This is a genomic window from Candidatus Poriferisodalis sp., assembly GCF_965221945.1.
GTDB lineage: Bacteria > Actinomycetota > Acidimicrobiia > Acidimicrobiales > Poriferisodalaceae > Poriferisodalis.
This window is the reverse complement of record NZ_OZ244925.1, coordinates 2,692,114-2,718,162: the sequence shown is the minus strand read 5'-3', so window position 1 is coordinate 2,718,162 and position 26,049 is coordinate 2,692,114. Positions and strand designations below refer to the sequence as shown.

Annotated in this window: 28 protein-coding genes; 14 read left to right on the top strand and 14 right to left on the bottom strand. The window is 65.4% G+C overall.

The annotated features are described in order from the left end of the window. Positions 1-28: 28 nt before the first annotated feature. On the bottom strand, positions 29-961 hold the full coding sequence (locus tag ACOQPH_RS12630) for an LLM class flavin-dependent oxidoreductase (protein ID WP_420621736.1): 933 nt from the start codon (positions 959-961) through the stop codon (positions 29-31). Positions 962-1,060: 99 nt separating this feature from the next. Here ACOQPH_RS12630 and ACOQPH_RS12625 point away from each other — a divergent pair, with 99 nt between their 5' ends. Next, a complete protein-coding gene (locus ACOQPH_RS12625) occupies positions 1,061-2,200 on the top strand; it encodes a serine hydrolase domain-containing protein (protein WP_420621735.1) in 1,140 nt (379 codons plus the stop codon). A 55-nt stretch (positions 2,201-2,255) separates the two neighbouring features. Next, complete coding sequence (locus ACOQPH_RS12620) at positions 2,256-2,981, top strand: type 1 glutamine amidotransferase (RefSeq protein WP_420621734.1); 726 nt, start codon at positions 2,256-2,258, stop codon at positions 2,979-2,981. A gap of 67 nt (positions 2,982-3,048) precedes the next feature. Here ACOQPH_RS12620 and ACOQPH_RS12615 read toward each other — a convergent pair whose 3' ends face one another. Together ACOQPH_RS12615 and ACOQPH_RS12610 are read right to left on the bottom strand one after the other, a co-directional pair. Further along, positions 3,049-3,681: an alpha-ketoglutarate-dependent dioxygenase AlkB gene (locus ACOQPH_RS12615; protein ID WP_420621733.1), complete on the bottom strand. Its 633-nt coding sequence runs from the start codon at positions 3,679-3,681 to the stop codon at positions 3,049-3,051. Then, the gene (locus ACOQPH_RS12610; protein ID WP_420621732.1) at positions 3,678-4,469 is read right to left on the bottom strand and encodes a hypothetical protein; all 792 of its coding nucleotides are present in this window, start codon (positions 4,467-4,469) and stop codon (positions 3,678-3,680) included. The genes ACOQPH_RS12615 and ACOQPH_RS12610 overlap by 4 nt, the downstream gene beginning before the upstream one ends. Positions 4,470-4,701: 232 nt before the next feature. On the opposite strand from ACOQPH_RS12610, the gene ACOQPH_RS12605 reads away from it, so the two are divergent. Further along, the gene (locus tag ACOQPH_RS12605) at positions 4,702-7,203 is read left to right on the top strand and encodes a CoA transferase (protein ID WP_420621731.1); all 2,502 of its coding nucleotides are present in this window, start codon (positions 4,702-4,704) and stop codon (positions 7,201-7,203) included. Positions 7,204-7,231: 28 nt separating this feature from the next. On the opposite strand, the gene ACOQPH_RS12600 is transcribed toward ACOQPH_RS12605, so the two are convergent. Further along, the gene (locus ACOQPH_RS12600; protein WP_420621730.1) at positions 7,232-7,732 is read right to left on the bottom strand and encodes a hypothetical protein; all 501 of its coding nucleotides are present in this window, start codon (positions 7,730-7,732) and stop codon (positions 7,232-7,234) included. Further along, complete coding sequence (locus ACOQPH_RS12595) at positions 7,729-8,340, bottom strand: NAD(P)-dependent oxidoreductase (RefSeq protein WP_420621729.1); 612 nt, start codon at positions 8,338-8,340, stop codon at positions 7,729-7,731. The genes ACOQPH_RS12600 and ACOQPH_RS12595 overlap by 4 nt, the downstream gene beginning before the upstream one ends. 242 nt (positions 8,341-8,582) lie before the next feature. Between ACOQPH_RS12595 and ACOQPH_RS12590 the strand changes: the two genes are divergently transcribed. Further along, positions 8,583-10,238 carry an Eco57I restriction-modification methylase domain-containing protein gene (locus ACOQPH_RS12590; RefSeq protein WP_420621728.1) on the top strand — a complete coding sequence of 552 codons (1,656 nt, stop codon included), beginning with the start codon at positions 8,583-8,585 and terminating at the stop codon, positions 10,236-10,238. Beyond that, the gene (locus ACOQPH_RS12585) at positions 10,226-11,146 is read left to right on the top strand and encodes a XamI family restriction endonuclease (protein WP_420621727.1); all 921 of its coding nucleotides are present in this window, start codon (positions 10,226-10,228) and stop codon (positions 11,144-11,146) included. The genes ACOQPH_RS12590 and ACOQPH_RS12585 overlap by 13 nt, the downstream gene beginning before the upstream one ends. 182 nt (positions 11,147-11,328) lie before the next feature. Here ACOQPH_RS12585 and ACOQPH_RS12580 read toward each other — a convergent pair whose 3' ends face one another. Together ACOQPH_RS12580 and ACOQPH_RS12575 are read right to left on the bottom strand one after the other, a co-directional pair. After that, positions 11,329-12,387, bottom strand: coding sequence for a transposase (locus ACOQPH_RS12580; protein ID WP_420621726.1), 1,059 nt, complete (start codon positions 12,385-12,387; stop codon positions 11,329-11,331). Between the two features lie 39 nt (positions 12,388-12,426). After that, a complete protein-coding gene (locus ACOQPH_RS12575) occupies positions 12,427-12,555 on the bottom strand; it encodes a hypothetical protein (RefSeq protein WP_420621725.1) in 129 nt (42 codons plus the stop codon). A gap of 272 nt (positions 12,556-12,827) precedes the next feature. Between ACOQPH_RS12575 and ACOQPH_RS12570 the strand changes: the two genes are divergently transcribed. Then, a complete protein-coding gene (locus ACOQPH_RS12570; protein WP_420621724.1) occupies positions 12,828-13,184 on the top strand; it encodes a hypothetical protein in 357 nt (118 codons plus the stop codon). A gap of 154 nt (positions 13,185-13,338) precedes the next feature. Here the strand turns inward: ACOQPH_RS12570 and ACOQPH_RS12565 are convergent, their stop codons facing one another. After that, entirely contained in the window at positions 13,339-13,743 is a 405-nt protein-coding gene (locus ACOQPH_RS12565; protein ID WP_420621723.1) for an HNH endonuclease, read from the bottom strand. Positions 13,744-13,887: 144 nt separating this feature from the next. Then, complete coding sequence (locus ACOQPH_RS12560) at positions 13,888-16,347, bottom strand: CoA transferase (RefSeq protein WP_420621722.1); 2,460 nt, start codon at positions 16,345-16,347, stop codon at positions 13,888-13,890. A 96-nt stretch (positions 16,348-16,443) separates the two neighbouring features. On the opposite strand from ACOQPH_RS12560, the gene ACOQPH_RS12555 reads away from it, so the two are divergent. After that, a complete protein-coding gene (locus tag ACOQPH_RS12555; protein WP_420621721.1) occupies positions 16,444-17,610 on the top strand; it encodes a thiolase domain-containing protein in 1,167 nt (388 codons plus the stop codon). 40 nt (positions 17,611-17,650) lie between these two features. Beyond that, a complete protein-coding gene (locus ACOQPH_RS12550) occupies positions 17,651-18,070 on the top strand; it encodes a Zn-ribbon domain-containing OB-fold protein (protein ID WP_420621720.1) in 420 nt (139 codons plus the stop codon). A gap of 18 nt (positions 18,071-18,088) precedes the next feature. Here the strand turns inward: ACOQPH_RS12550 and ACOQPH_RS12545 are convergent, their stop codons facing one another. Together ACOQPH_RS12545 and ACOQPH_RS12540 are read right to left on the bottom strand one after the other, a co-directional pair. Continuing rightward, positions 18,089-19,144 (bottom strand): hypothetical protein, encoded by a 1,056-nt coding sequence (locus ACOQPH_RS12545; RefSeq protein ID WP_420621719.1) that lies wholly within the window; start codon positions 19,142-19,144, stop codon positions 18,089-18,091. Further along, on the bottom strand, positions 19,141-19,446 hold the full coding sequence (locus ACOQPH_RS12540) for a hypothetical protein (RefSeq protein WP_420621718.1): 306 nt from the start codon (positions 19,444-19,446) through the stop codon (positions 19,141-19,143). Before ACOQPH_RS12540 ends, ACOQPH_RS12545 begins: the two co-directional genes overlap by 4 nt. A gap of 370 nt (positions 19,447-19,816) precedes the next feature. Here ACOQPH_RS12540 and ACOQPH_RS12535 point away from each other — a divergent pair, with 370 nt between their 5' ends. Next, positions 19,817-20,014 carry a hypothetical protein gene (locus tag ACOQPH_RS12535; RefSeq protein ID WP_420621717.1) on the top strand — a complete coding sequence of 66 codons (198 nt, stop codon included), beginning with the start codon at positions 19,817-19,819 and terminating at the stop codon, positions 20,012-20,014. A gap of 337 nt (positions 20,015-20,351) precedes the next feature. On the opposite strand, the gene dtd is transcribed toward ACOQPH_RS12535, so the two are convergent. Continuing rightward, positions 20,352-20,789, bottom strand: a complete 438-nt coding sequence (dtd, locus tag ACOQPH_RS12530; protein WP_420621716.1) for a D-aminoacyl-tRNA deacylase — start codon at positions 20,787-20,789, stop codon at positions 20,352-20,354. Between the two features lie 231 nt (positions 20,790-21,020). Here dtd and ACOQPH_RS12525 point away from each other — a divergent pair, with 231 nt between their 5' ends. Continuing rightward, entirely contained in the window at positions 21,021-21,470 is a 450-nt protein-coding gene (locus ACOQPH_RS12525) for a VOC family protein (protein WP_420621714.1), read from the top strand. A 54-nt stretch (positions 21,471-21,524) separates the two neighbouring features. Here the strand turns inward: ACOQPH_RS12525 and ACOQPH_RS12520 are convergent, their stop codons facing one another. Together ACOQPH_RS12520 and ACOQPH_RS12515 are read right to left on the bottom strand one after the other, a co-directional pair. After that, the gene (locus tag ACOQPH_RS12520; RefSeq protein ID WP_420621713.1) at positions 21,525-21,935 is read right to left on the bottom strand and encodes a RidA family protein; all 411 of its coding nucleotides are present in this window, start codon (positions 21,933-21,935) and stop codon (positions 21,525-21,527) included. Between the two features lie 41 nt (positions 21,936-21,976). Continuing rightward, on the bottom strand, positions 21,977-24,478 hold the full coding sequence (locus ACOQPH_RS12515) for a CoA transferase (protein ID WP_420621712.1): 2,502 nt from the start codon (positions 24,476-24,478) through the stop codon (positions 21,977-21,979). Between the two features lie 493 nt (positions 24,479-24,971). On the opposite strand from ACOQPH_RS12515, the gene ACOQPH_RS12510 reads away from it, so the two are divergent. Genes ACOQPH_RS12510 through ACOQPH_RS12495 form a run of 4 tightly spaced genes read left to right on the top strand, consistent with a single transcriptional unit; the run spans position 24,972 to position 25,987 of the window. Beyond that, the gene (locus ACOQPH_RS12510) at positions 24,972-25,493 is read left to right on the top strand and encodes an ABC transporter substrate-binding protein (protein WP_420621711.1); all 522 of its coding nucleotides are present in this window, start codon (positions 24,972-24,974) and stop codon (positions 25,491-25,493) included. Continuing rightward, positions 25,393-25,680: an ABC transporter permease subunit gene (locus ACOQPH_RS12505; protein ID WP_420621710.1), complete on the top strand. Its 288-nt coding sequence runs from the start codon at positions 25,393-25,395 to the stop codon at positions 25,678-25,680. Before ACOQPH_RS12510 ends, ACOQPH_RS12505 begins: the two co-directional genes overlap by 101 nt. Beyond that, a complete protein-coding gene (locus ACOQPH_RS12500; RefSeq protein WP_420621709.1) occupies positions 25,599-25,838 on the top strand; it encodes an ABC transporter permease subunit in 240 nt (79 codons plus the stop codon). The genes ACOQPH_RS12505 and ACOQPH_RS12500 overlap by 82 nt, the downstream gene beginning before the upstream one ends. Continuing rightward, positions 25,838-25,987 carry a hypothetical protein gene (locus tag ACOQPH_RS12495; RefSeq protein WP_420621707.1) on the top strand — a complete coding sequence of 50 codons (150 nt, stop codon included), beginning with the start codon at positions 25,838-25,840 and terminating at the stop codon, positions 25,985-25,987. The genes ACOQPH_RS12500 and ACOQPH_RS12495 overlap by 1 nt, the downstream gene beginning before the upstream one ends. Positions 25,988-26,049 lie beyond the last annotated feature (62 nt).

Here is a 26,049-nt window from a genome sequence, read left to right as displayed (position 1 = left end):
CTTCACCCCTGCGCCTTGGTGAGGCTGGTTACTGGCCGCGGATCCTCCGAAGCACTTCAGCGGCCATGAAGCGCTCGCTCTCCTCTATGTAGTGCATCGGGGAGGCTGCGCTGAGCACGACGGTGCGGGCCCCAGCGTCGATGTACTCGCGCAGGCGTGCAACGCAGCGGTCCGGGTCGCCGGCGATGGCGAACTTGTGCACCAGTAGGGAGAAATCCTGGGCGTACTGCTTGGACAGCCGTTCGGCGGCGTACTCGACGGCGGTGTCGTTGTCCTCATGGCAGCAGAAGAACACGAACATGCCGGACTCGACCGGTGTCGCATTGCCCTCGTCCTCGCGGTACCCCGCAATTGCTTCGATCGATTGCGCCAGGCGTTCGGGCGTGTACATGTACGGCAGCCAGCCGTCGCCGTAGCGAGCCGCTCGCTTCCACGCAGCGTCTTGGCGGCCCGACACCCAGATCGGCGGCGGTGAGGCGGGCTTGGGCGCGAGCGTCACGCCCGACAGCGTGTTGAAGCGCCCCTCGAAGGTCACATTGTCCTCTGTCCACAGCCGCTGGATGATCTCGAGCGCCTCGTTGGTGCGGGCGCCGCGCTCACGCACCGGTACGCCGCAGGCTTCGAACTCGGACGGCATCTCGCCGCCGACCCCCACGCCGAGGTGAAATCGCCCTCCCGACGCCACATCCAGCGATGCCGCCAACTTGGCGCACAGCGCAGCCGGGTACAGCGGGATGAGCGTGATGGACGACATCAGCTTGAGCGTCGTGGTGGCACCTGCCGCGACTGCGAGCGAGATGAAGGCATTGGACGTCGGCACATGGAAGAACACGTGCTCACCGGTGGTGGCGTAGTCGTACCCAAGCGCCTCGATCTCGCGTGCCTGGCCGGCGATGTCGTCGCTGCGGCGAATTGCCAGCCCGAACTCGATCGTCTCGTTGGTTGCTGGGCCGTCTGTCATTGGGTCGTCTCTCATTGGGTCGTTGCTCATTGCGTCCCGCTTGTGCGCCGCGACTCAGGAATCGTGCGAGACGGTAGCCGCGGGTGCTAGGCCAAGGCCGTGAGCACTGCAACCCACACGTCAACCACCATCCAGCAATCCCGCATCGAGACCCTTTTCTATCGCTGCGGTCGCGAGATCGAATCGGGACTCCTGCCGAGCTGCCAGGTCGCTGTCGGCTTCGAGGGCGAGATTGTGGCGCAGGCCACCTACGGCGACGCCACCGACGACACTCGCTACTGCATCTTCTCGGCAACCAAGCCATATGTGGCTTCGACGATGTGGCAGCTCATCAGCGAGGGAACGGTGGAGCTCGGCAACACTGCGGCCAGCTATGTGCCGCCCTTCGGCGAGAACGGCAAGGACCAGATCACCGTCGAACAGGTGATGCTGCACATGTCGGGCTTCCCACATGCGCCACTCAAGCCGTCGCAGTGGGATACGTCCGAATCGCGGCTCGAGGTCATGGCGAACTGGCGACTCAATTGGGAGCCCGGCACCAGGTATGAGTACCACCCCACCTCCGCACACTGGGTCCTCGCTGAGATCATCAACGCGGTCACCGGCAACGACTTCCGTGACGAGGTGCACTACCGGGTCACCGGGCCGCTGGGCTTGCCTCGCATGCTGGGTCTGGCGCCCGAGGACCAGGACGGCATCGCCGAGTTGATCCTCGTGGGCGAGCCGGCCACGCCCGACGAGCTCGAGGCGACCTTCGGTGTTCGCGAGCTGCCGATGACCGAGGTCACCAACGAGGCGATCTTGCGTTTCAACGAGCCGTCCGTGCGCGAAGTCGGCGTGCCTGGCGGCGGGGCTTTCGGCACCGCGGTCGACGTGGCACTCTTCTACCAGGGCCTGCTGGGTAACCCGGATGGACTGTGGGACCCCGAGATGCTGGCCATTGGCACCGGCGAGGTGCGCAACACCCTGCCCGACCCGATGGGCATGCCCGCCAATCGCTCGATCGGGCTCTTTCTGGCAGGCGATGACGGGATGTCGAACATGCGCGGGCTGGGCCGCACGGTGTCACCGATGGCCTTCGGGCACAACGGCGCGGGCGGGCAGCTGGCCTGGGCCGATCCGGCGACCGGCCTGTCGTTCGGCTACACCACCAACGGCTACGACGAGCACGAGGTGCGCCAGCCGCGTCGTGATACGGCGATTGGCAGTCTCGCCGGTCTTTGCACTACACCGGAATGATCTGAGGCTCATCAAGGGCGTAGCCAGCCACCCCCGGCGTGGTAGCAACGGGGCGGTGCAACTCCTCGTTCTCCAGCACATCGACTGCGAGCATCCCGGCAGGCTGCGCGACTTCCTGCGGGCCGACGGCGTCGAGTGGACTGCGGTGGAACTCGACGAGGGCGAGCCCATCCCGTCGTTGGACGACTTCGACGCCATGTGGGTGATGGGCGGCCCGATGGACGTGTGGGACGTGGAGGAATGCCCGTGGCTGGTGCCTGAGAAACGGGCTATACGTCGCTGGGTGCGAGAGCTGCAGCGTCCCTTCCTCGGGCTGTGCTTGGGGCACCAGTTGCTGGCCGACGCTCTCGGGGGAACCTGCGGACCGCAACGCCCGCCCGAGATCGGAGTGCTGGCCGTGGATCTCACCTCAGAAGGCCGGGCTGACCCGATCTTCGACCAGATGGGCGATCGCCAGCACGCCCTGCAGTGGCATTCGGTGCAGGTGGCCCAGCCTCCCGACGATGCCGTTGTGCTGGCTGGCTCGCCGGAGTGCCGGGTGCAGGCCATGCGGGTCGGGCAATGGGCGTGGTCGATGCAGTACCACGTGGAGGTGGAGGACGACACGGTGCGCAACTGGGGCGAGATCGAGATCTACCGCAATGCGCTGGAGTCGACGCTTGGCCCCGGCTCGCTCGATGCCCTCGCTGCCGACGCGGACCGCTCCATGGACGGATTCGCCGCCGACGCCGAGCAGCTGTACCGCAATTTCATGGCCGCAACGAGCTGTCAATCGAGTTAACGGCGGGCGCCTGCGCTCTCACCGGCACTCCGTCCCGAGCTCCCACTTCCGCAGTTCGTCCGTGGCGTCAGGTCTGCGCAGGTATCAGATCGGCGATAGTGCGAAACGTGATGGAGACGCGCCGCTTGCGCTCCAATATCTGACCGTGCCACTTGTCGTTGCGTCGCTTGGCGATCCCATGGCGCCAAGCGACGCGCGCATCGCCATGCAGTAGAAGCAGGCTGCGTGGTTCTAGCCGCAAGACGTGATTCTCAACCTTCGCGCCACGCACGAAATCCATGTTGATCCCCGATCTCAAGCTCACCGTCGCAACGACGGGACCGAAGCAGTCCCTGTCGATGTGCGGTGCAATGCCCTGTCCCGGCAGATACTCGTTGACGATCGCCTGTTCGAAGGGCCGCTGTGGGTCGAGAAGCAGCTTCACATCTGCGGACACTGCTTGATGAATCTTGTGCGTGAGGCACGCTAGCCACTCAGGGAGCGGCCCGATGTGGGCCGTCTCGTCAAGCATGCGGTCTGAGTAGTCGTACTTGAATCCGAAGTGCAGAACGCGTCTGGAGAGGTCGGTAAGCCACTCGGAGGCGTAGATCTGTGCGAGCAGGTCTCGTTCTTCCCCCGCTGTCAAGAACTGCTCGTGGTACTCGAGCCCGGCGGGCACCGCAGCAGCTTCCTCAGGCAGCAACGACAATTGCATGTTCATGCTCTCAGGGTCCAGCGTTCTGCCTGTACCTGCCACTGCGGGTTCCTCCATCGCCAGCGTACGCGACCGTCGCGGCCACCCGTCTCTGGGTATCGCTGCTTCAGGTGAACGCTGAGGGGTTCGACAGTTCGCCTCAGCCCGGCCTGATCAAGTTTCTCACCGAGCATCGGAAGCTTGGGCTCGATGCTGTGGATGTTGCTGGCCGTCGTGTACATCAGTTCGACAGCGCGGCCAACCTCTTGAATTCCGCGCTTGATGAGGGAGGCCCACCGGTCGACGTCGGCCAGCGTGACGGCTTGCTGATGAGACACATAGCTAAACGAAAAGAGCAGCCGGTCGCCCTTATGGAAGTCGGTTTCTTCGAGTGATTCGATGTACATGCCTGATCCGAAGCCGGCATCTAGGTGCTCGAGTACTTGCTCGCCAAGGCTTCGCATACTGGGATTCGGGTCGAAGGCCACGTAGTCGATCCGCCTGCGTTTATCGCGGCCGAGAGCCTCCCCGAGGGCAACGGCGACGGTGGCCGCTCCAGCTCCGACGTCAACTACGCGCAGACGCTCGCCCTTCTTGGGCGGATGGTGACGGGACACCCGATACGCATCGCGGAACACATCCGCGTGGCCGCGCTGGTAGTGGAACGTGTCGTGCAGAGCCCACTCGTTAGGCGCATCGGGGGACAGCTGTCCTTGGCGCTTCGGCTGATCTGCGTCGATCTGCCGCATCTTGGAAACAGCCAACCATGGCCGCTGTATGCACTCTTCGAATGAATCGTCGTATTCGACCGCCACGCGAGGTCCTCTCACACAATCCACACAAACCCGCTGCGCATCAGCCGGATGCGTCGCAAACTTGGCTGAGATTGTCTCATGCACAGCGTCGATGCGGATGGGGCGTTTCTGTCTCCTTAGGCAAGCTTGAATTCCGTCGAGTCGCTGTGGTCGGGTGGGCACCAATGGCAAGGCCGCAGAACGTCTGCGGTCCAAGGTCCATTGAGGCTTGGGGGACTAGCTTCGGGCCGTCATGAACCAGCCCGTCAGCCCTCAGAGCCGGGACCCGTCGGCGGCTCAGGGAGCACTGTCGGGACTGCGCGTCGTCGACCTGACCGGCGATCCGGGCCGCTTCGCGACGAAGCTGCTGACCGAACTGGGCGCCGACGTAGTGCGGGTCGGCACCGGTTCGCCGGGCTTGCCGTTGGCTGATCGGGCTGCGGCCGCGCACGGTGGCGTGGCCGATTGGTGGTACGACGGCGGCAAGCGCCGCTGCCGGTTGGACGTGAGCACTGCCGAGGATCGCGACGCATACCGGCGGCTGACGGCGGCAGCCGATCTGGTGATCGAAACGGAACGCCCCGGGCGATTGGCTGAACTGGGCATCGATTACGCGGATGCGGCCGTTGAGAACCCTGCGCTGGTGCAGGTGTCGATCACGCCGTTCGGGCGCACGGGCCCGCGGGCACAGTGGCTGGGCTCCGATCTGGTGTCGGCCGCCATGGGCGGGATGATGGCGCTCACGGGACTGGCTGACCGCCCGCTCAACGTGTGGGGCCGCCAGGCCTACAACTACGCGGGGTTCGTGGCGGCGACCTCGGGTGTCGCGGCAGCGTTGTCGGCACGCTTGACGGGGCGCGGGGCGCATGTGGACATCTCGATCCACGAGACGGTCACCGGTTCGATCGAGAACCTGTTCATGCAGTACTTCTTCGACGACGTGCTGCCCCTGCCCAAGGTGGCTCCCCGGCAGGGCGCCCTGCACTGGCTCGGTGCCTACGACCTCGCTGAGTGCCGGGGCGGCGAGGGCGGCTACGTCATGATCACGCTGACACCGACACCCGATCGGCTATTCGAATGGATGGTCGAGACCGGCTTTGACGAGGTTGCGCGGTGGGTCGGCGTGGACCCAGCGGACGTGCTGCTGGACGTGACCGAGGTCATGGACGCCGTCCGGCGCTGGATTGCTCCCCGCGATGCCCGCGAGGTGTGGTGGGAAGCGCAGGAACGCCATGTCGCTTTCGGTGGCGTGCTGGACATCGCTGAGGTGTCCGCAAACCCGCAGTTCGCACACCGGGGGTTCTTCGCCGAGGTAGCGGCGCCGGGGAGGACTGCTGCTAACGGCTCGCATGTGCCCGCAGGGGCAGCGACAGGCGGAGCAGGTCCGGTGCGCGTGCCGGGCCGTCTAGTGCGCTGGAGCGACGCCGGCAGGTCCGGTTCGATCCCGCCTTGTCCTCCGGCCGCCCTCGACACGCCCCTCGATGAGATCTTGGCGTCATGGGCGGCGCCGGCGAGTGAAGCCCGAAATGGGGCCAGCCGCAGCCCGGTCGGTGCGTTGTTGAGCGAGGGCGCCGATGACCGGCGACCACTTGACGGGATACGGATCGCCGATTTCACCTGGGTGCTCGCCGGACCGTCTGCCACGAAACTGCTCGGCGATCTGGGTGCCGACGTGATTCGCATTCAGAGCGAGGAGCGGTCCACGCTCGTCAACTCCCCCGACTTCCCCTACTACTTCGTGTGGAACCGCTCCAAGCGCAGCGCGACGCTCGACATGAAGCATCCTGAGGCGCTGGCTGCGGCCCGACGGCTGATCGAGACCTGCGACGTGCTCATCGAGAACTTCAGCGCCGGAGTGCTGGATGCGTGGGGTCTCGACTGGGAAACCGTCCACGAATGGAACCCGCGCCTCGTCTACGTGACGATGTCGGGCTGCGGCCACGACGGACCGTGGCGGCACGTCATCTCGTACGCACCGACCGTGCATGCGGTGTGCGGCATCACGCACCTGACGAACTTCGCCGACCGCGGCGATGTCGGTCCGGGCTTCTCGCTCAGTGACCACCTGGCGGGATTCGCCGCAGCGGTTTCGACGGTCGGTGCGCTGTATGCCCGCGAGCGCACCGGTGAGGGGCAGCGCATCGACATGGCGCAGCTCGAAGTAGGCACCTACGCGATCGGAGCGGCGATCATCCGCCAGTCGGCCGGCGTGTCGCCGCCCCGGCCCGAAGGCAACCGCGACAGCATTGCCGACCACGTTCCCAACGAGGTCTACGCGTGCAGTGACGGCTTCGTGGCGGTGACCGTGACCGAGCCGGCGCAGTGGTTCGGGCTCTCGGGGCTGTTGGCCGACGCCCGACTCGACGATCCGACGCTCGCCACCGAGCATGGCCGTCGCGATCGCCGCACGGTCATCGACCATGTGCTCGGCGAATGGTCAGCGGAGCGCACTGCTGTCGAGGCGGCGGAGGCCTTGCAGGCAGCAGGTGTTCCTGCGGGACCGGTGCAGGACTCTCATCAGTTGTTCGCCGACGATCCCCAGCACGCGGCTCGTGGCTTCTGGCAACCGGTGGATCACTCAGTCTTCGGCGAGCGCACCGTCGACGCCTTTGCCGGACTGTGGAACGGTCAGCGTTGGTTCCCGCGCCATCTCAGCCCCGCTTACCTGGGCGAGCACAACTTCGACGTATGGACGGATGCCGGCTACGCGCCCGACGAGGTCGCCGAAGGCATCGGCGACGGCCTGTTCCGGTAAGCCGCCAGCAGGGTCGGGCGCTGGTCGTTCAGCCGGTCGCGATCTCAGCGATGAGCTCGAGTAGGGCGTCTGAGGTCTCGCGGTCCTGTGCGACGCGATCGTCGGTCCCGTAGGTGATCTTGCGGGCGATGCGTGTGCCCGAATCGGAAACAGTGGCGATGTGCGCCCGGTCTTCGCCGCGCCGCGGCGGATCGGTCACCAGCGCCGCGGTGCACGAGATACCGGCGAGCGGCCAGGGCTCGGTGCCCGGCTTGGGCGTCGAGATGAGGTACTGCGCCCGGGCCAGACAGCCGTCCGCCATTGCCAGCGCCGCCTCATCAGATACGTGCGGCTCCAGCTCCGAGCCCATCAGCTCGTACAACGACTTCACCGAGTAGGGCACGGTGGCCTCGAGAATCGTGCGGGAGCCGCCCGGCACCGTGAGCAGGTCGCTCACGGCCAGCATCCCGCCGCCCGTCACCGACAGCACGATCCGCAACGGCGAGTCATGGATCGCCCGGATCGTCGCCAACCGCTCGTCAGGTGTCATGAGGTCACCGTGATGGCTTGGCGGCTGTAGGCACTGTCGCCGAGTTGATCGACGAGGAAACCGGCTAGGGCAGCACGGTGGATGCGACTCGTCTTGTCCGTGTTGGAAGCGCTCACGGCACGGGGCTCGTGCTTGTCAGACAGCACAGCGGATCGGACAACGGTCCAGTTCGCTGCGCTCTCGCGTACGACTTCCTCTTGAGCTTGGTGGTCGGCGAAGAGGTTCCGCAGCATGGTCTTGAACATCAGCTTCGAGCTCCACGGAATCTGAGCCCAGCTCTCACCGACGCCGGCTGCGGATACCACCACAAGCCGACCGACGCCATGACGGTCGACGGCATTGACGATGTGCTCAGTGCCCCGCGTCAGCGTCGTGCGGTCCTTGAGACTCGTGCTGCCGAGGCACACGATGGCGGCATCGTGACCTGCGACGGCATCGCTGACAACCTCAGCGTCGAAGACGTCGCCACGTGTCAGCGTCAGCGCGGACTCAGCGCTGAGCCTGTCCACGGAACGCCCGAATGCCGTCGTCGTATGGCTTCCGTCGAGCGCGCAGCGGACCGCGTGCTGCCCGGTCTTGCCGGTCGCCCCGAAGATGATGACGCGCATGTTGGTTCCCCAGTCGGCACTGCGGCGCGAACCGCCAGAACTGCGATCGCAGTCGATCACGCTACTGGCGAGCCCGGCGGCATATCGGGCGCGACTCGCGCGAGGCCGTCCGCGGCGTTCGGTTTCGTGAGGGCGGGACATTGGGCGAATGCGTGCTGTCACACCTCGCGTCGAAGATGGACGAACGGACCGGATCGTGTCGTCCGCGGGCTTGGAGGTGCCGTATGCGAACATGCCAGCAGATGGCCTTGACCTTGAACAGCGTGCCGGGTGCGGGCTTCGCGCATGGCGCAATTCTCGACGAGCGATCGCTGTGCGCGATGGCTTGGGCACTCGTGCGGGATGGACGCCTCGCCGAAGTGAGTGGTGCCGAAGCGCGACTCGTGGATGTGTCGGCTCAGCCGCCCTCGCCCGAAGTGCTTGGTGCCGTCGCAGCAGCCATCAGGGCAGGTGAGGATCCGTTGGGCGCCGCATTCGCCTCCCTCCGTTCTGCGCCGCAGCGGCGCAAGATGGGCGCGACCTACACGCCGCCGTCGCTGGTCGGACCCATGTCCGAATGGCTTGCCAACTACAAGGTCGCCTCTCGTGTCGTAGACCCTGGCGCTGGCTCGGCGAGGTTTCTCTGCGCTGCTGGTCGCTATCTGCCCGAAGCGCAACTCGTCGCCGTCGAGATCGATCCGCTCGCTGCGTTGACTGCGCGCGCCAGCTTGACGGTCCTAGGTTTCGACGAGCGGTCGCAAGTGGAAACGACCGATTACCGCTCGCTCGACCTGCCGTCAGTGCCCGGCCCCACGGCGTTCATCGGGAACCCCCCGTACGTGCGTCACCACGACATCGCTCCAGAGTGGAAAACGTGGCTGCGAGAACGCTCTGGGGAACTGGGTTTGAAAGCGTCAGCGCTCGCGGGCTTGCATGTTCACTTCCTGCTCGCAACGGCACATCTCGCGCGAGCGGGTGACTACGGCGTTTTCGTCACGTCATCCGAATGGCTCGACGTGGGGTACGGCCAACTTGCTCGCGAGCTGATCGCCGGTGCGCTTGGCGGTCTCTCGATTCACATCCTCGATGCACGAACTCAGGCATTCGCAGACGCGACGACCACGGCGACCGTGACGGCGTTCGAAGTGGGCACGACTGAGCGTCCTGTCCGCGTGAGCAAGATCAAGGGGACGGAGGACCTGCGAGGCTTGCGGGGGGGCACGCCGTTTGGGCGCGACGAGTTACGCGAAGTTCGGCGTTGGTCTTCGCTCTTGGAACCCAGAGTTTCTGTGCCGAACGAATTCGTCCCGCTGGGTGAGTTCTGCCGTGTGCACCGGGGAGCTGTCACCGGAGCGAACGCGACGTGGGTAACCAAGCAGGGCGATCCATGTTTGCCGACGACGGTGCTCTTTCCCGCCGTGACGAAGGCGTCCGAATTATTCGGTCTGGAATCCGCCGTCTTGGAGGACGGTCGCGACCTCAGGGCCGTGATCGATCTGCCAGAGGACTTGGACGTCCTTGACGAAAGCGATCGAGCTCTCGTGGAACGGTTCTTGAAGGCAGCCCGGCGCGCGGGTGCTGCGAACGGCTACATCGCTCGCCACAGGAAACCTTGGTGGTCTGTCAGGTTGCGGGAATCGGCGCCGATCCTGGCCACCTACATGGCCCGGCGCCCGCCGACGTTCGTGCGCAATCTTGCTGCAGCGGGGAACCTCAACACGGTGCACGGCATCTATCCGGTCGAACCGATGTCAGAAGCAGCGTTGTCTGCTTTGACCATGGTGTTGCGCGAGCGAGCCACCCTCACTGGTGGTCGTACGTACGCAGGCGGTCTGACCAAATTCGAGCCGTCCGAGATGGAGCAGATCAAGGTTCCGCCTCCGAGCTGGCTCGAGATGGGAGAACCATGGCGCTCGTAAACCCGCCACGCTGGACCGACGGGGAACTTGAGCAGGAACGACGTAGGGCGATTGAGCTCTTTCGCGAGGAGCGCCTGACCGAGCCGGTCGGGCGATATCTCCAAGCGTTCGACGACTACGCGGCCAGCGTCGATCGACTCATGCGCGAGAGCCAGGATCTCCGGTCGTTGCGAGATGTTGCCCAATCCGTGCTCACTGACGCGGATTTGCTTGAAGCATTCCGTTACCTGGCAGGGCCGCCGGTTTCAACCGATGATCTGATGGAACTGGCGGAAACGAATCTGACGGCGAGCCGACTGCGGGACGACGCGGATGCCACCCAACGGGTGATCGAAACGATCTTGGCCATGCTCGACAGTCGTCGATTCACCTGGGTAGCCGAGGGACGACAACCCTCAGACGAAGAACGTTCGGCGGCGGCCATGGCCTCCGCATCGCTCATGGCGAGTCAGAGGGTGCGAACGAACCGTGCAAACGAGGCCAAGACCGGTCAGGAGGAGGCAGTCCGCAACCACCTGGCCGTCTCAGGACTGACCGAAGTCGAGACACGCGAAGTATCGACACCGGCGGATGCACCTGGACGAGGCGAGTTCTGCGCCGAGTGTTCCGTAGCTGGCCGCAAGGCTGATGTGGTCGTCGGATTGCATGACGGTCGGGTAATGCCGATCGAGTGCAAGGTCTCCAACTCTTCAACCAACTCGGTCAAGCGGTTGAACAACGACGCTGCGGCGAAGGCGGCTGAGTGGGTCCGGGCGTTCGGCCACCAGGGCATCGTGCCGACGGCCGTGTTGTCGGGCGTCTTCAAGACCCACAACCTTGTCCAGGCGCAAGAAAGCGGCCTCACGATCTTCTGGGCTCACGGGTTGCAGCCGCTGACGGACTTTGTAGCTGCTACGTCAGATCCCTGATCGATGCGGCGATCACCCGGCGCGGTTGGTCGAGCGTTTCGATTGCCCAAGCCCGATACTCGATCCAGCGACTGCGATTCGCTGGATCAACGGACTTGAGGTCGGCAGCGATCCGTGATGCCCGTACGTTCTGGGGACCATCGGGCTGTTTCCCCACAATTTGGTGATGCTCCTATGGTTTGTCAAGCGGCGGGTTGGAGTGTGTTGAGCCAGTCGCGGTAGGCGGGCACGAGGTGGTGGTGGGGTAGTTTGCCTCGTTCGATCATGGAGACGGTTGCGGGCCAGGTGTTGAGCTGGTGGGCGGCGTGGGCGAGGCTGAGGCCGGCGGCTTGTCGTCGGTGTCGGAGCTGGCCGGGGTCGCTGGTGTGGGTGGCCTGGTGGGGGTCGGCGAGCAGTGCGAAGACTTCTCGGGCGATGTAGCGCTTGAGGCATCGGATGATCTCTCGGCGTGATTTGCCTTCTGTTTGGCGTCTTTGGGCGTAGGCGCGTGTTCGGGGGCAGGTGGCGAGGCGGACCATGGCGATGCGCCACAGGGCGTGGTTGGCCTGGCGGTTCCCGCCGGGGTTGAGGCGGTGGCGGATGGTCTTGCCTGATGACGCCTCGACGGGTGACGCGCCGCACAGAGCTGCGAACGACGCTTCGGTGGTGAGCCGGGCGGGGTTGTCGCCGGCTGCGATCAGCAGGATCGACGCCGTGTCGGCGCCGATGCCTTTGGCGGCTCGCAGCGCCGGGTTGGCGGTGCTGGTGAGCTCATCGAGATGGCGGCGCAGCTCGACGAGGTCGGCGTCGAGGGTCTCGTATTGGCGGGCCAGGGTGCGCAACGCGATCTTTGCCGCCTCGGCGGGCTGGGCGGGGTCGCCGGGACGGAACCGGGCGCAGCGAGCCGCCCGCTGGGCGGTGGTGAGCGGCTCGAGGGCGCTGCGCAGCCGGTCGGGAGCGGTGACGATGAGATCGCGGATCTGATTGGAGATGCGGGTGCGATGGGCACGCGTCGAGCACAGCACGACCCGGATCGCCCGGATCGCCTCGATGATCCCGTCGTTGCCCTTGGGAGCGGTGGCCGCGTCGCCGCTGAGCGCGGCGCGTGCCGCGGCCTCGGCATCGACGACATCGGACTTGCCGCGGCGGCGGCGCATCTGACGGTTCGGCCGGTTCACCTCCACCACCTCGACGCCCGAGCCCACCAGATGACGCGTCAGCCCCACCCCATAGGAGCCCGTCCCCTCCACGCCGACGCGCACCAGCGGCCCGAACGACCCCAGCCACTCTGCGAGCCGGCTCTACCCCGCCGGGTCCGCGCCGAACGACTCCGCGCCGAGCACCCGGCCCGCCTGGTCGACCGCCGCAGCGACATGGACCTCCTTGTGAGTGTCCACGCCCCCATAGACACCGACTGGCTGATCAGCCATGATGAACCCCTGCCTTTCTCCTAACTGGGTAAGCGAGGCACCACCGGCCGGGACGGCGGACAGTACAGCCACGGTGCATAGCCAAGGCTCCTATCAAGTCACGTCCGCCCGACCGGCCGGTGCCCGCCAGCAGCCAGGACACCGAGCCGACAGATCACGAAAAAGGCACAAAGCCCGTAACACCCTGGGTCAGACCCGGGCCCGACTGCTGACCCCAACATCATGGCTGTAACACCCCTCAGATAGAAGGGGTGAGGACAAAGGATGACAGCATGATTGGTCACGACTTTTGGTGCGATGTGCCGCCGTTGGACGCCGACGCGTATCTGACGCATATCACGCTGGACAGCGTTGTATCCGAGAGTACGAGCGCAAGGGATTGTGAAGTTGAGCTTCTCTGCCTGTGGCTCAAAATGGCTACCGGCTACAACCCGTTCCCCAGCCGCCTGAATGCCCGGCGCAACGTGCTTGGGGATTGGTCGGATGACAACGGCCCTTTCACCGATGCCGAAGTGAATCGGTTTCGCGAGACGGCGCTCGGTATGTTCCGATCCGATCCGATGCGGGCATCGGCGGAAGCGGATCTCCGGGGCGTCAAGGCGCTCGGCAGATGGCTGGTGGGCCGTTAGTTGCTGTGACACCCGCTGGGTTCCGGGCATGGAAGCGTCGCGGAGTGTGAGCCTTGGGCAGGGGATGCAAGAAGAACGCAAGAAGCGATGAGCTACCTCGGTGAATGACGTCAAACGGCCTCGCTGGGGCAACGGTGGCAATTCACGGTCGTCGTCAGTGATCTGTTCGCCGTCGATGTGTACCCCCGGACATGGTGCCGGATGATCTGACAGGGCACGGATTGGTCACAGGCGACGCTGTGAGCTCCGGCTGGTTGCTGCGCTTGCGCCGTTTCCTGCGAGATTTCGTCTTGGGCTCGTTCCTCGCCTTCACCCGCGCTTGGTCCTCGCGGCGTGTCTTGCGCGTGTGGCAGTCGCGGCAGAGTAGCTGCAAGTTGTCCTCGGCATCGGTACCGCCGTCGCCCAGAGGTTTGATGTGGTCAAGCTCCAAGTCCTCCAAGCGCCACTTCTTCTTCGGTTTCAAGCAGTAACGGTTGTTGCAATTGCCGTTCTGGATGTAGTGCAGGTCTTCCCTGAGATGCTGTTTGGAAGCACCGTGCAGTCTGCGCCGTGTTGCCATGCCCCGAACCTACGCAGGGGGCGTCACACCGAACCCTGCGGGGAAACAGCCCGATAGTCCCCTTGTTCTCGACAGTCTCAGCAATTCCGTTGCCTGTTCAGCATCCCGCAATAGGAACACTTGCTCCGTCCACGTTCGGTTTGCTCAGCCAATCGCACCGGCGACGGCGAGTTCGACGATGCGGTCGTCGTCGTAGCCGAGGATGTCCCGCAAGACCAGGTCGTTGTGCTCTCCAAGGCTGGGGCCCGACCGGGAAATGCTGTGGGGTGTAGCGCTCAGCTGCAAGCGGGGTGCCTCGACGATCATGCGGTCGTGCACTGGATGGGCCACGTCCATCCAGTGGCCTCGGTGGATGAGCTGCGGATCGGCGAAGCAGCCCAGACCGTTCTGGTTGGCATGCGCCGGGACACCGACGGCCTGCAACGCAGCTTCGGCGTCAGCAGGTGTACGTTGCGCAGCCCAGGCGGCGATGGCGCCGTCGACTTCTGCGCTGCGTGCGAGGCGACCTGCTGCGTCGAGGCCGGCGAGCTCGGGCGGCACCGGCTGGCCGTCGCTCTCAAGCAAGCGGCACAGCGATTCCCACTGGTGCTCTGTCTCGCACACGACTGCAATCCAAGGGTCCAGCGCTTCGAGCGGGTTGCCCGGGTCTGCGTCACCGGGGTCGCACGGGTACATCGCATGGGGGCACATGAACGCATCCGCGTTGCCGATCCGAGTCGCGGCGGCGCCGTTGACCGTGTGCTCGAGCACTTCCGTCGCCAGGAAGTGGATTGCAGCTTCGGCTTGTGCGAAGTCGAGATGCTGGCCGCGGCCTTCGGGATCGGCATCACGAGCATCGAGCGCTGCCATCAACAACGGAACCATGTATTGCGGGGTGACGTAGTCGGTGTAGGCGAGGAACGGCCCCGCTGGTGCCCGATCGGGCCATCCGGTCATCTCGTAGAAGCCGGTGATGGCGCCGGCCAGGTTGCCGAAACCGGCGAACGTGGCAAGCGGTCCGGTCTGGCCCATCAGGCTGGTGCTCAGCAGAATCAGACTCGGGTTGCGCTCCGACAGCGTCTCCCACCCGATGCCCCAGTCGTCCAGCGTGCCGGGCGTGTACGACTCCACGAAGATGTCCGCCCACTCGGTGAGATCGCAGAAGGCGTCGCGGCCTTCCGGGACATTCAGGTCGAGGGTCACGCCAAGCTTGCCGGCGTTCAGCGTTCCGTACTGGATCGACGCGTCAGGCCCCATGTCGCCCCGCAGTCCGCCGCCGCTGCCCCGGGCGGCATCGAAGCGAGCCGGCCCTTCCACCTTGATGACCGTCGCGCCGAAATCGGCGAGCACCCGCGTGGTGAACGGCCCGGCATACACCCAGCTGGTGTCGAGCACCTTGATGCCGTCGAGCGGCCGCGGCGCCGCGGGATCGCTGTTCGCATTACGCAGTGCCTGCGCGGCGTCCAGCAGCGCCGAACGCGGCGTCGTTCTCACCGCTTCGGTGTGGGCGCCGAGTTCGGGCGGTCCACCGAGCGAGCGCAGGGGCATCCGGCTGGGCTTGCACCACGCACCGGGGGTGACGACGCTGCCCCAGGCCGGGTCGTCGACCGTGTCCCAGTAGCCGCGTTCGTTGAAATGCTGGATTCCGGTCAGCTCCGCCGGGCTGTACACGGGCGCGAGCAGTAGTTCACGCTTCTGTGCCTCCGCGAACAGCTCGGCTCGGGTTCGTGAGCTGGTCAGGCGGGTGATCGCGGCCTTGGTCTGCTCGAGCTGCGCCGGCGCGCTGTCGGGCTCGGTGAACAGGCGCATGCCGAAATCGACCCAGTCAAGGTTGGCCAACTCGTCGTCGCAGCAGCCAAGCTCGGCTACCCAGTCCATCAGCCGAGCTGTGAAGCGGCCGATCGTGTCACCGAAGAGCAGCGTGATCGAGACGTAGCCGTCCTGCGCCGGGTACACGAACTGCAGATGAAAATTGAGCATCAGGATGCCGCCCGAGGTCCGCCTCGCCGACGGGTACTCGTTCGGCGCGTGGACATGTCCAGGAAACGCGATCTGCGTCAGCGCCTGCTGCGCCGAGATGTCGACGTGCTGGCCATAGCCGCTGCGGTCCCGCTGGCGCAGCGCGAGCGTGGTGCCAACCGCGGCATGCGATCCGGCGTGCAGCCAGCTCTGCGGTGCCGTGATGCGCAGTGGCGCCCGGTCGGTGTCGCCGGTGATGGCAGCGCTGCACGCCGAGGCGGCAATGGTGAGATCTGACGCTGCCCATCCGGCCTTCGGGCCGGTGCTGCCGAAGGCGGTCACGGTGGTGTGCACGAGGCCCGGGTTGACGGCGCGCAGCTCGTCGTAGTCGAGACCGAGGCCGGGGTCGGGTGATTCGATCAGCGCGTCGGCGCCCGCCGCCAGCTCCAGCAACTCGTCGCGGTCGTCGATGACGCAACTCTGCGCACCGCGCCGCAGGTTCCACCAGCTCAGCGAGGTGCCGTCGGGCCCCTGCTGGCGATGGTCTCGGCCACGGCCGTCGGTGCCTTCGACGAGGATCACCTCGGCGCCCAGCGAGCCGAGGATCGAGGTGCACATCGCGCCCCGGTGATCGGTGAGGTCCAGCACTCGATATGGCTTCAGCATCGCCGTGAAGCTAACGCCCTCTCTGGTCTCAGGCCGAGGTTCTCGTGCGGGTCGCGATCGGGCATCGCTTCGCAGGGGGCGGCTAGCGTGCCGCCGGTGACAATTCGAGGGAAGGCATTCATCGCCGGGGTGTACGAGCATCCCGGGCGCGAGTTGCCCGATCGCACGCTGCCGCAGATCCACGCCGAGGTGGCTGCTGGGGCGCTGGCCGACGCGGGACTCACGCCGGGCAATGTCGACGCCTACTACTCCGCAGGCGATGCCCCTGGCTTCGGTGCGCTGTCGATGGTGGAGTACTTGGGGCTCGACTGCACATACGTCGACGACACCGAGACCGGCGGCTCCGCCTACCTCGTGCACGTTCAGCATGCTGCGGCCGCCATTGCCGCAGGTCACGTCAACGTGGCCCTCATCACGCTGGCCGGTAAGCCCCGCACCGGCGGTGCAGGACCGGGCGGCAGTGCCCGTTTCAGCTCTGCGCCAGAGGCGTCGTTTGAGAATCAGTTCGGCATGTCGGTGCCCGGCGGGTACGCGCTGGCCGCGGCACGTCACATGCACGAGTTCGGCACGACCTCCGAACAGCTTGCCGAAGTGAAGGTTGCGGCGTCCACGCACGCCCAGCACAACCCGAATGCGTTCCTTCAGGACGTTGTCACGGTGGACGAAGTGGTCTCATCGCCGATGATCTCCGATCCGCTGCGCCGGCTGGACTGCTGCGTCATCACCGACGGCGGGGGAGCGCTGGTGCTGGTTTCCGAAGCTGTCGCGGCATCGCTTGATCGCCACTGCGTCCCGGTGCTGGGCACGGACACGTCGGTCAAGCACACCTCGGGTGGGCGTATCGACCTCACCCACACCGGCGCGTCGCGCTCGGGTCCGCTGGCGTTCGCCGAGGCCGGCATCACACCTGCGGACATCGACTACGTGTCGATCTACGACAGCTTCACGATCACCGTGCTGGTCACGCTCGAAGACCTGGGCTTCGCCAAGAAGGGGGACGGCGGGAGCTTCGTGTCCGACGGCGCTCTGCAGTCACCGGGCGGCGTGCTGCCGTTCAACACTGACGGCGGCGGGCTGTGCAACAACCATCCGGCCAATCGCGGCGGCATGACCAAGGTGGTCGAAGCCGTGCGGCAGCTACGTGGCGAGGCACATGGGGCAGTTCAGGTGCCTGACTGCGAGCTGGCCTTGGCACACGGCACCGGCGGCAGCCTGGCGACACGCATGGGCAGCGCCACGCTCGTCATGGGCCGATCGACATGAGCCAGGTCGAAGTGAGCCAGATCGAAATGAGGTGGCTGCGGTGAGCGAATTGGGGCCGTCGGGCCTGCCGGTGCCGCCGCCGAGCGCGAACCTCGAAACGCAGCGATTCTGGGACGCGACGGCCGAGGGCCGCTTGGAGCTGCCCCGCTGCGATGACTGCGACCACGTCGTGTGGTACCCGCGCGAGCGTTGCGACCAGTGCGGCTCGACGTCAGTGACCTGGTTCGAGGCCTCGGGGCACGGCACCGTCTACAGCTGCACGGTCACCCGGCGGATCCCCGGCTCGTGGCGCAAGGCGGCCCCGTTCGTGTTGGCCTACGTCGAGCTCGAAGAAGGCCCCCGCGTGGTCACCAACATCGTCGGCTGCAACCCCGACACGGTCCGCATCGGCCAGGCCGTGCAGGCAGTCTTCGACCCCACTCCAGACGGCCCCGCACTGCTCCGTTTCACCCCCACCTGAGCCGCGCAACAGTTCGAGTCAAACAGTTGCTGGCGAGACCTCGAGGTTGAGCAGCAGGTCGAGTTCTGGATCGACGAGGCGCAAGGCGCCATCTACATGGTGTTGAAGGTTTGAAACGAGCCGAGCGATGCTGTTGCCGCAGCTGCCGTCGAAGAGTTGCACTCGCATGAATTCTGGTTGAGCTTCGATTCTCATGCAGCCGCCGACATGCAAGTCGACGGCATCGCACTCTCCGAAGCTGTCGTGAACCTCGTACATGCCCCAGAGCCGGAACGGTTCTCCCGAGGAGAGCAACTCGTCGAATAGGACCTGCAGGTTGCTGAGCGGGCGAGAGAACTGAATTTCGATTGGTGTTCCGACGATGGTGCCACCGCCCGGCTCGCCCAACGAGGCGAACCGAATCGTGCGTTCCTCCACAGCTTCGACAAACAACCGATAACGGCCCACAACGTCAGCGACTACCTGCTGATGCAGTGGAAATGAGTCGCCGCGGGCTACGAAGTGCGCCCGCCGGTTGACGGCCTGCTCGATGCGTCCGAGATCAGGATCGAAGATCGGGACGGTGAGACGTTCGATCGAGAACACATGGCCGTGGCCATTCTGGTGTTCGAAGACCTCGAGGAGTTGCGCGGCGTCATGACCTCGTACGGAAAGCGAGAGATCGTGAATTGCCTCCTCCGGGAGCGCTGCCACACCGGTGAAATCGGCCTTGACGAACGAAGCTCGCGATCCAGGGCGGATTCCGCGTAAGTGTTGCGTAGGCAGCCAGAGGTAATCGAGGTCACGACGCTTGGACACCACTGTCCGGATGGCTCGCAGTACAGATTGAGTCGCGCTGGCTGAGTGAAATGACCAAAAGCGGCCATCAAGATCGTCGACAGTGAGTTTCACGCCATCGTCGAGCGTGAGTTCGTGGAGGTGGGCATCATCGGTCGACCGCACGCGCGCCTCACCAAATACGTCGGCGAGGTATTCGTGCGGTGTCACGGCGCCTGGATGCGCTTCGAGTACGAGCGTCTTCCAAGGGGTCTCGCCGGGCGTCGAGAATTGCGTCTCGAGGGCGCGCCTAGTCATCCCTCACCCTCCTCGGGTCCGTACTGGTCGTCCTCAGGCCCGTCGGCTGCCGGCTCTTCCAGTTCGGCACCCAGATCGAGACTATCGAAGAGCCTCTGCTGGATGGCGCCAGCGGGTTGCCTCGAGGCGACTCCGCCCAAGCGCCGTCTGATGGCTTGGTAGCTCTGTGTACGCCCGCGCGGATCTGCCTGTTCGGGGCTCTCGACAATCTCAACGATCGAGTAGTCGCGGCTCGCAGTGCGACCCCGGAAGCGGAAGTTGGCTGGCGACTGCGCACTCAGGCGCTCCAGCGACTGCTCCACTCGTGTTATGGGGCGATTTCGGTATCCGGCGCCATAGATGTGCAGGTGTAGAATCGCGCGGCCGGCCAGATCGCGACTGCCTTACCTTCTCGGTTCCTCGACTTGCCTCGGCCACCAACTGCTGACTGGTAATTCGATCGAAATCGGTGTGGTCGGATTCAATATCCACACTGATGATGCTTGGTGGCGGCCATGGCACCTGGAGCGGGTTTGGCAATGCTGACGCGATTTCGGGCTCGTCGGACCGAAGTGCTGTCGTGTCTAGCGAAATCGTATTGACGCCGACAGCAAGTATCGGGTACGAGCACGACGCGATATCCAGGCCGCGCTGAATGCGCTGCACATTCTCGTCGAGGCACACGTACAGCGGTTGAACGGCTGGTTCATCGGATCGAGCGAGGTCGACGCCGGTCATTCGAACGGCATCGCGCGCGTCAATACGGCCATATCGCTGTGCCTGCTCGATGTCGACGTTGGAACCGGATTTCGACTCGACGACGAGGAACTGATTCGCTGCAGTACTGAATGCAACCGCATCTGCGACTACTCGCTGATCGGTTGGGCCTAGCGGAACTTCCAGCCCGACCAATTCGTACCCAATGTCGTGCAAGGAGGCAGGCCACGAGGTTGACCTCGGCCGTAGAAGCGTGATGACTGCGTTCAGTGGGACGAGCCGCTGGTCCACATTTCCCGCCTCTCCAGACGCTGGCACGATATCGGCCCCAGGTTTTCTGGCCCCAATTGGCCGCAGGTTGTGTCGTGCGGTTACCAACAGCTTCGGCTGCGACCCCGACACGGTCCGCATCGGCCAGGCCGTGCAGGCAGTCTTCGACCCCACTCCAGACGGCCCCGCACTGCTCCGTTTCACCCCCACCTGAACCTGCCCAGCGCCTCAGCGCTTCGGCTCAGACTTCGAGCATCAGCGTCACGGGACCGTCGTTCGTCAACTCGACTGCCATGTGTGTCCCGAACGAACCGGTTGCAACCGTGGCGCCCAGGCGGCGCAGCTCGGCGACCAGCTCGTCGATCAGCTCAGCGGCGAGGTCGGGAGCGGCCGCTGCGACGAACGACGGCCGTCGGCCTTTGCGGGTGTCGCCATAGAGCGTGAACTGGCTGACCACCAGCACTTCGCCGCTGGTGTCGGCCACTGACCGGTTCATCTGGCCGTTCTCGTCGGCGAAGATGCGCAGGTTCCAGATCTTGCCGGCAAGCTTGCGCGCCGACTCCCGGCTGTCGTCGTGCGTTGCTCCCACCAGGCAGCACAGCCCGCCGCCGATCTCGCCGATGACCTCACCGTCGACGTGCACGCAGGCTTCAGAAGCCCGTTGAACCAGAGCACGCACCCGCTCAGCGTAGGTCTCGACTGATCGCAGTCAGAGGCGCTCGATAGGCAACGCCGTCGAGGGCATCGGCTCCCGTCGTCACAGCCAATTTGCGCAATGCAGTGCCTATACTCACCACGGCCAAAGGCTCAGCATCGCAAACGCCCCCAATGGCGGCGGCGAGCACTCCCGAATCTGACGCCGGCCAAGCGCTCTGAGCGGCGGAGCCGCCAGCAACGAAAGGAGAGTGCAATGCTGACACTCGGACTGGACCACGTGGCGGTCATCACTGGAGATTCGGACGCCTTGCAGCGGTTCTACATCGACATGTTCGGGGCCACGATCGAGTTTGACGGCGAGGAATACCCCGGCGGGCCCCGCATGACCGTGATCAACATCGGACCCAGTACCGAGCTCAACGTGTTCGAGATCGAAGGCAACGACCAAGCCGAGCATCAGACGCCGATGTTCGGTCGCGGCCGACTTGATCACATCGGTCTTCGTGCCGCCGATCTTGACCAATTCGGCCACGTCAGGCGGCGGCTGATGGACGCTGGCGCCACCGACGGCACCGTCACGGACTTCGGACGCAAACTCAGCCTGTTCTTCCGGGACCCTGATGCCATGGAGTGCGAAGTGCTCGTCCCCAACCCCCAGCCCGGTCGTCACCCTGTCGGCTCGCGTTCTGACCTGTTTGAGTAGTCGGACTCATCCCTCGCGCCGCAACGGGGCGTCGGCGAACGTCTGCCGCAAGCGTCAGGAAATGATCGCGTCGACTTCGATCTCGATGACCAGGTCGGGATGAATCAGCGCCGACACCTCGACGAGGGTCGAAGCGGGTCGGATGTCGCTGAAGACCTCGCCGTGCGCACGGACGAAATCCTCAGTCATGGCGATGTCGGTCACGAACGACCGTGTCCGCACGACGTCGCTCATCTGGGCACCGGCTTCGTTGAGCACACCCTCGATGAGCTCGAAGATCGCCTTCGCCTGCCGGTAGCAGTCGCCTGGGTGTGCCACGCCATCGGGTCCGAGCGTTGTGCTTCCCGACACGGCGACATGGTTGCCCAGGCGTACCCCTCGTGAATAGCCGGCGACGGCTTCAAGCGGCCCGCCGCTCGAGATGTTCTGCCTGTCGGCGCCTGAAGTGCTGCTGTCGTTGTTCATGACGACATTGTGGGGCGCGGCAGGCACGCTGTGCTGCGCTGTCAGGTAATGGCACCGGCGATGACGAGTTCGGCGACCTTGTCGGCGTTGTAGCCGAGGATGCCTTCGAGCACCTCCATGTTGTGCTCGCCGAACATTGGACCGCCCCACAGCGGCCGTCCGGGCGTGCGCGACAGATCGAAATTGCTGTCTTCCACCCAGGTGTGGCCGTGCTTGGCGTGCGGTACCGACAGGAAGTGTTCGCGGGCGACGATCTGCGGGTCGGCCATGAGATCGACAGCGTCGTTCACCCGGTGAGTTGGCACACCGCACTGCTGCAGCGTCGCCTCGATAGCGGCTGCTTCTTCGGGCTCGGTCCACGCGGTGATCGCAGCGTCGATGGCGTCGCTGCGGGCTCGGCGCCCTGCAACGTCCAGGTCCGCAAGGTCAGCGTCTGCGCCAATGGCCGACAGAGCGTGCCCCAGATCACTGTTATCGCTGGCGGCCTCCACGAGCAGTCCCGCCAACGCGCCCCACTGTGCATCGGTCTCGCAGGCGATCGCGACCCAGCGGTCGTCGCCAGCCGTGGGATAGACGCTGTGAGGGCACATGTGGCGGTCAGCGTTGCCGTTGCGACCGGCAGTGCGCCCATTGATCTCCTCGTCGGCGAACTCGGTGGCCAGGAAGTGCAGCGCACCTTCCATCTGGGCGAAGTCGATGTGCTGGCCGTGCCCGGTGCGGTCGCGCTCGGCCAGCGCCGACAGGATCAGCATCACGCCCAGCTTCGGCGAGATGTAGTCGGTGTAGGCAGTGAACGGGCCGGCCGGAATGCGATCGGGCCAGCCCGTCACCGGGTAGAAGCCGGCGATGGCGGCCGCCATCGTGCCGAAGCCCGCGTACATGCGCAGCGGCCCGGTCTGGCCCATCAGGCAGCTCGAGAACATCACGAGCTCCGGGTTCACCTCGCGCAGCACGTCGTAGGTGAGGCCCCAGTTCGCCATCGCCTTCGGCGAGAACGATTCGGTGAGGACATCGCACCATGCGACGAGGTCCAGGATCACGTCGCGGGCTACAGGCAGCGACAGGTCGAGCGTCAGATCCAGCTTCCCGGCGTTGATGGAGTGGAATTGCAGCGCGTTCTCCTGCCCGCCTTCTTCGCCGATGAACGGGTGGACGCCGCGCAGCACGTCGGGCTTCAGCTCGCTCTCGACCTTGACGACCGTGGCGCCGTAGTCAGCCAGCGTCCGGGTGGCTCCGGGACCCGCCAGCGCCCACATGAAGTCCAGGATCTTGACGTCTTCGAGCGGGCGTTCCATCGAGCGTCCGGTGGGGGCGAGCTCCGGCCGGGGGCGAGACGTGATCGCCGGCCCAGCCCTGCCGTCGGTTGTCAGGTACTGCCCGGTGTGCGCGCCCAGGCGAGGTGTGGCCGGCAAATCCGCCAGCGGATTGCCGGTCGTCTTGGCCATCGCGCCGCACAGTCGCACCGGTTCAGGTCCGCCGGACCGGGGCATCTCGACGGGCTGCCAGTAGTCGCGCACGCCCAGGTGATCGAGAGCAAGCACGTCGGCCGTCGTCGTGACGGGCGCGATGAGCAGGTTGTCCGACAGCGCACGCTCCAGCAGCTCTGACTTCGTCTTGGTTGCCACGAACGCTGTCAGGCACTTGATGGCGTGATCGAAGGTGTCCATCGATTCGCGGCCTTCCACGATGGCCATGCCGAAGTCGACCCAGTTGTTGTCTCTCAGCTCGGCATCGCAGCAGCCCTCCTCGCAGACCCACGTCCGGAGCCGGCTCGTGAAGGGTGCGATCATCGGGCCGAACAGGAACGTGACGGTCACGTAGCCGTCAGCGCACTCGTACACCCAAGGGATGAGGAAGCCGCCCAGGTTGACAGCGCCCGGGAGCCGCACCGGCACCTCGCCGCCGGTGAGCACGGCCATCATCTGGAATTGCGTGCAGTCGACGAAGGACTGCTGGGCCGAAGTGTCCACGTGCTGGCCCAGACCCGATGTCTGGCGCTCGTGCAGCGCCATGAGGATCGCACCGGCGGTGTCGACCGCCGCGTTGTGCCAGGTCTGGGGCGAGCCGATGCGGACGGGCGCCCTGTCGCGGTCGCCGGTCAGCGACATCGTGCCGCTCGAAGCGGCGATCGTGAGGTCGGTGGCCGCCCAGTCAGTCTTGGGTCCTGTCTCTCCGAACGGCGTGATGGACCCGGTTACGAGCTGCGGGTTGTCAGTACGCAAGGCATCGAGGTCTACGTTGAACGCGCCGCACGCGATCACGGCGTCGCAGTGCACCGCGAGCTCGGCGATCTGCGTCGGATCCTCGATCATCACCGAGTGCTTGCCCCGGTTGTACACGAGGTACTCGATCGACCGCTCGGGATCTGCAACGTCATCGACGTAGGGCCCATGGTGACGGGTGCGGTGCCCAACCGGCGGCTCGCAGAGCACCACCTCGGCGCCGAGCTGCGCCAGCAGCAATCCGGCGAGGTGCCCCCGGTCGTCGGTCAGATCCAGAATCCGGTAACCGTCCAGCACCTCGATGCGCTCCCGTGTCGCCATTTGGCCGACATGCCCGGCCGAATCCCGCAAACTCTGCCAGACGCGTCCTGCAGGTGCTCAGAGGTCGAGCGGCACCGCAGCGGTGCCTGTCAGCCCGGTTCGCCTCGACTCTGTGCAAAATGCCGCCACAGACGGCAAAATTGCGCAGAGAAGGCGGGAAGGGCGCTGCGCCAGCCTTGACCGATGCCCAGCGGCCGCCCACGGCCGTCAGTACAGCGCATTTTTCTGCCATGACAGCAACGTTTGCTGATGATCGGCCAACACGCGACGTGAGGCGTGCCAAGGCTGCGATGCCGCGACAAGCAATGCGACGGCGCTGGGCTGCCGCAGCCTTCGCGACCACGCTGATGCTCACCGCATGCAACGGCACATCGGTCGACGAGTCTGGGCCCCCAGCCACCGACGGCGGGACGGCCGCAGGCAGCGCCGCGGACAGCGCCGATGACAGCCCAGGCGGCGGCACGCTCGTGCTGGCGGTAGAGCAGTGGCCCGAGTGCCTGAACCCGGTGACGTCGTGCAGGAACGCCACGTGGACGCTGTGGTCGACGCTGATCCACGTGCTGCCTCGGCTGATGGAGCTGGACACGAAGAACACGTATGTGGCCTCGTCACGGCCGACGACGGCACCTTCACGCTCACATTCCAGCTGAACTCCGCGGCGACGTGGAGTGACGGCACGCCGATCACCAGCAGCGACGTGCGGTTCACCTGGCGCGCTGCGCTCGACACCACCGGCACGCTCAGCACCCCAGGCTACGACCTCATCACCGACACCGACCATTCCGATCCGCACACCGCAGTGATCACGTTCAGCGAGCCCCATGCGCCATGGCAGACGCTGTTCGACCTGGTCCTGCCAGCACACGAACTTGAACCCGACACCGACATCGCCGACCAGTGGAATCTTGATCCCGGTGACGACACAGGCTGCCCTCGACATCGGTTTGTTGATCGGCGGTCTCATCGTGACCGAGCAGGTGTTCCAGTACCCGGGAATGGGCCTGCTGTTCCTTGACACCCTGCACGCGGGGGACTACGCAGTACTGCTGCCTGCGGTAATGGCCGTGGCAGTCGCCGTGTTCTCTATGGCGGCCGCATCTCGCTGCTGGTCGGTGTGTCGGTGGCGATCCTGGCATCGGTCTTCGGCACCCGCGTCGGCCTCGTTGCCGGGTACCGCGTTGGGTTCGTCGACGCCGCACTGATGCGGATCACCGACACGCTGCTTGCACTGCCCAGCCTGATGGTGTTGATCTTGCTGGCCCGGATCCTTGGCGGCAGCGTGCTCGACGTGGTGCCGGTGCTGTCGCTGCTCGGATGGATGCCCCAGGTGGCGCCATGCTCGGCGGCAATGAGGGGCTGATGACGACTGCGCCTTGGCTCGTGTGGGCCCCCGGTTTGGCCATTGTGATCACCGTCCTGTCGGTCAACTACGTCGGCGACGGCCTGCGAGACGCCTTCGATGTCAAGGTGGAAGTGCGTCATCAAACGCCCGCCGATCCCCAGGCGTGAGGTGCGTCGGAGCCCTCATACCGGTAGACAGCGGGCCGCAATTCCACCACTTCGGCCTGTTT